The sequence below is a fragment of the Herbaspirillum sp. B65 genome (assembly GCF_000333555.1).
Lineage (GTDB): Bacteria > Pseudomonadota > Gammaproteobacteria > Burkholderiales > Burkholderiaceae_D > Herbaspirillum > Herbaspirillum rubrisubalbicans.
In genome coordinates this window covers 1-3,577 of the sequence record NZ_BADI01000023.1, presented here as the reverse complement: position 1 = coordinate 3,577, position 3,577 = coordinate 1, and the positions used below count along the sequence as shown (strand labels likewise).

The 3,577-nt window shown below is 60.9% G+C and carries 4 protein-coding genes; 1 reads left to right on the top strand and 3 read right to left on the bottom strand.

Annotated features, from left to right (window positions below):
- From I5W_RS00455 to I5W_RS00445, 3 genes are all read right to left on the bottom strand, one after another.
- Positions 1-528 (bottom strand): glutamate racemase (locus I5W_RS00455; protein ID WP_044527777.1); only part of this gene is annotated, 528 nt, incomplete at its 3' end.
- Between the two features lie 43 nt (positions 529-571).
- Positions 572-2,113 carry a fumarate hydratase gene (locus I5W_RS00450; protein ID WP_017454391.1) on the bottom strand — a complete coding sequence of 514 codons (1,542 nt, stop codon included), beginning with the start codon at positions 2,111-2,113 and terminating at the stop codon, positions 572-574.
- Between the two features lie 32 nt (positions 2,114-2,145).
- A complete protein-coding gene (locus tag I5W_RS00445; protein ID WP_017454392.1) occupies positions 2,146-2,766 on the bottom strand; it encodes a YqhA family protein in 621 nt (206 codons plus the stop codon).
- 426 nt (positions 2,767-3,192) lie between these two features.
- Here I5W_RS00445 and I5W_RS00440 point away from each other — a divergent pair.
- Positions 3,193-3,577 (top strand): acetyl-coenzyme A synthetase N-terminal domain-containing protein (locus I5W_RS00440; protein ID WP_044527776.1); only part of this gene is annotated, 385 nt, incomplete at its 3' end.

Below are 3,577 nucleotides of genomic sequence, written 5' to 3'. Positions count from 1 at the left end.
ATCAGTCACCAGTCCCACGCAGGCTTGCGGTAGATAACGGACCCGGTATTGCGCCTCCATCTGTGCCTGCAGCAAGGCAAAGCGCTTGCTGGCCAGCGTGCTGCGGGTGGCCAGCACGCCCACGGTAGCGCTGCGGGTTTGCTGGGCAGCGGGTTTGAGGCCCGGCTCGATACCCACCACCGGCAGTTGCGGCCAGTGCGCCCGGATGGCCTGGATGGCCGCGGCAGTGGCGGTATTGCAGGCCACCACCAGGGCCTTGATCCGCTGGTCGATCAGGAAGGAAGCGATAGCCAGCGAGCGCTCCACGATTTGCTCATCGGTCTTCTCGCCATAGGGCGCATAGCCGGAGTCGGCGAAGTAGAGCAGTTGTTCGCGGGGCAGGGCGGCATGAATGTGCTGCAGCACCGACAGACCACCAACGCCGGAATCGAAAATGCCGACCGCGGCATCGGCTGCGGTCGGCATCGGGGTGGTGCGCTCCAGATTCACGGCAGAAGGCGCGGGGACTTGCTTGACGGCTTCTTTCATGGTGCTGCGCGCGCTCCTGGGGTGAAGGTGGTTGGGTCGTGAATCAAGCCGTGGTGACCGGGATCTTGGACAGGGAGACGCTCTGGGCGATCTTTTCCTTCCATTCGGCAGGGCCGGTGTTGTGCACCGAGATGCCGTTGGCGTCCACCGCCACCGTCACCGGCATGTCCTTGACCTCGAACTCGTAGATCGCTTCCATGCCCAGGTCGGCAAAGCCCAGCACCTTGGCCGACTTGATCGCCTTGGACACCAGATAGGCCGAACCACCCACAGCCATCAGATAGGCCGACTTGTGCTTCTTGATCGCCTCGATGGCAGCCGGGCCGCGTTCGGACTTGCCGATCATGGAGATCAGGCCGGTCTGTTCCAGCATCATGTCGGTGAACTTGTCCATGCGGGTGGCGGTGGTCGGGCCAGCCGGACCCACCACTTCGTCGCGCACGGGATCGACCGGGCCGACGTAGTAGATCACGCGGTTGGTGAAGTCCACCGGCAGCTGTTCGCCCTTGGCCAGCATGTCCTGGATGCGCTTGTGGGCGGCATCGCGGCCGGTCAGCATCTTGCCGTTCAAGAGCAAGGTCTGGCCCGGCTTCCAGGAAGCGACTTCTTCCTTGGTCAGGGTATCCAGGTCGACGCGCTTGGATTTCTCGGTGTCGGCTACCCACTGCACTTGCGGCCAGTCCGACAGCGAGGGTGGTTCCATGTAGGCCGGGCCCGAGCCATCCAGCACGAAGTGGCCGTGGCGGGTCGCAGCACAGTTGGGGATCATCGCCACCGGCTTGGAAGCCGCGTGGGTCGGATGCATCATGATCTTCACATCCAGCACGGTGGTCAGGCCGCCCAGACCCTGGGCGCCAATGCCCAGTGCATTGACCTTCTCATAGAGCTCGATGCGCAGTTCCTCGGTCTTGTTCTGCGGGCCGCGCTTCAAGAGCTCGTACATGTCGATGTCTTCCATCAGCACTTCCTTGGCCATCAGCATGGCTTTTTCGGCAGTGCCGCCGATACCGATGCCCAGCATCCCCGGCGGGCACCAGCCGGCACCCATGGTGGGCACGGTCTTCAAGACCCAGTCCACCAGGTTGTCGGAGGGGTTCAACATGACGAACTTGGTCTTGTTTTCCGAGCCACCGCCCTTGGCGGCGATCTGCACGTCCACCGTATTGCCCGGAACCAGTTCCATGTGGATCACGGCCGGGGTGTTGTCCTTGGTGTTCTTGCGCTCGAATTGCGGGTCGGCCACGATGGAGGCGCGCAGCACGTTGTCCGGGTGCGAGTAGCCGCGCCGCACGCCTTCGTTGACGGCGTCGGCAATCGAGCCCGAGAAGCCCTCGAAGCGCACGCCCATGCCGATCTTCAGGAACACGTTGACGATGCCGGTGTCCTGGCAGATCGGACGCTTGCCCTCGGCGCACATGCGCGAGTTGGTCAGGATCTGGGCGATGGCGTCCTTGGCCGCCGGGCTCTGCTCGGTTTCATAGGCGCGCGCCAGATGGGCGATATAGTCGGCCGGATGGTAGTAGCTGATGTACTGCAACGCGGCGGCGACGGATTCGATGAGATCGTCTTGCTTGATGATGGTCATGGCTGGTTCTCTCAGGTGTGGATGGGGCAAACTCAGTGCGGCTTGTCGGATGGGGCGGAGGGCTCGGAAGGATGGACCATCAGCCGGTCACAGTAGGCGATGGCCATGGCCGACAAGAGGAAAGCGATGTGGATGCCGGTCTGCGCAATGAGGGTCTTGGCATCGTACAGGTTGGCATTGATGAAGGTCTTCAACAGATGGATCGAGGAAATGCCGATGATGGCCGTGGCCAGCTTGACCTTCAGTACCGAAGCATTCACATGCGACAACCACTCGGGCTGGTCAGGGTGGCCTTCCAGGTTCATGCGTGAGACGAAAGTTTCATATCCCCCTACGATCACCATGATCAGCAGGTTGGAAATCATCACCACGTCGATCAGCGCCAGTACCACCAGCATGATGGTTTGTTCATTGAGCTTTTCCGGGCGGATGGCGCCGGGAATGGCCACCGCATCGAGGATATGGTCCAGTGAGCTGGCGCTGCCCATGGCCGCACCGATCAGGTCCACCAGCTCGACCCAGAAGTGATAGACGTAGACGCATTGCGCCAGGATCAGCCCCAGGTACAGCGGTAGCTGCAGCCAGCGGCTCATGAAAATCAGGTTGGGCAGGATGCCGATCTTGCGGGGAGGCTGGGGAGACAGGTTTTTCATGGGTCTGTACAGTACGCTTGATTCTGGCGGATGGTGGCGATATCCGATGATGGTGCCAGGCTTGTCACTGCAAGCTCGGCTTCGGATTTGGGGCCGTATTCTACACGCCCTTGAGCCGATTCCGTGGACGACCCTTCAGGCTGTCGCAGATCAAATATGATGCGGCAGGTGCCTGCGGGAAACACCGTCCTGTGCCAGAATGTCAAAATGTTGTCCTGGACATAAGGCTGGAAAAGCTGGGAAGGGTGAACATAAGAGGCAAGAGTGAAACAGTGATATGAAGGTCGCCATCGAAGATCGCCGTCGATGGAGACCGGGGCGGCCCAGTGCCTGCCTTGCTTGCGCGCAGGGCTGCAGTGTAAGGACTGAGTAAGTGAAGCGGCCTATGTTTTGCGGAAAGCAAAAACAAACCTTGTGGAGACTACCGTGGCAGACATCGAAACTTTCAAGCAAGAGAATCGCGTATTCGCACCGCCGGCCGAACTGGCCAAGCACGCCGCCATTTCGGGCATGGACGCCTACCATGCGCTGAACGCCGAATTCGCCAAGGACTACGAAGGCACTTGGGCCAGACTGGCCAAGGACAACCTGAAGTGGCACAAGCCCTTCACCCAGACCCTGGATGAATCCAACGCACCGTTCTACAAATGGTTCGCCGATGGCCAGGTCAACGTGTCCTACAACTGCCTGGACGTCAACCTGGAGAACGGCAACGCCGACAAGACCGCCATCATCTTCGAGTCCGACGACGGCCAGGTCAGCCGTGTCTCTTATCGTGAGCTGCACCAGAAGGTCTGCCAGTCGCCAAGGC

Excerpts from the sequence above, each read along its gene's own strand:
- I5W_RS00450 (WP_017454391.1), bottom strand. The coding sequence starts at position 2,113 with ATGACCATCATCAAGCAAGACGATCTCATCGAATCCGTCGCCGCCGCG.
- I5W_RS00445 (WP_017454392.1), bottom strand. The coding sequence starts at position 2,766 with ATGAAAAACCTGTCTCCCCAGCCTCCCCGCAAGATCGGCATCCTGCCC.